The sequence below is a fragment of the Streptococcus sp. WM07 genome (assembly GCF_004570525.1).
Lineage (GTDB): Bacteria > Bacillota > Bacilli > Lactobacillales > Streptococcaceae > Streptococcus.
The window spans coordinates 1-485 of record NZ_SPPZ01000165.1 but is presented as its reverse complement, the minus strand read 5'-3'; the positions used below and the strand labels follow the sequence as shown (position 1 = coordinate 485).

Genomic DNA, 485 nt, shown 5'->3' with positions numbered 1-485 from the left:
TTGCAAATCTAGGAGACTTGCCAGCAGGTACAAAGGTAAGCTTTGAGAGTCCAGTAGATACAACCACACCAGGAGATAAGCCAGCAACAGCTGTGGTAACGTATCCAGATGGTTCAACGGATAAGGTTCCAGTAACTGTTAAAGTTTCTGAACCAACCGACGCGGATAAGAACACGCCAGTAGCACAAGATCAGACCGTTAAACCAGGTGAGGAAGTAGATCCATCTAAATCTATTGCAAATCTAGGAGACTTGCCAGCAGGTACTAAGGTAAGCTTTGAGGAACCAGTAGATACAACCACACCAGGAGATAAGCCAGCAACAGCTGTGGTAACGTATCCAGATGGTTCAACGGATAAGGTCCCAGTAACTGTTAAAGTTTCTGAACCAACCGACGCGGATAAGAACACACCAGTAGCGCAAGATCAGACCGTTAAACCAGGTGAGGAAGTAGATCCATCTAAATCTATTGCAAATCTAGGAGAC

1 protein-coding gene is annotated in these 485 nt (G+C 45.4%); it reads left to right on the top strand.

All coding sequences use genetic code 11. From position 1 onward, the window contains the following. A partial coding sequence (locus E4T71_RS08885; RefSeq protein WP_245165727.1) for a Rib/alpha-like domain-containing protein occupies positions 1–485 on the top strand: 485 nt, incomplete at both ends.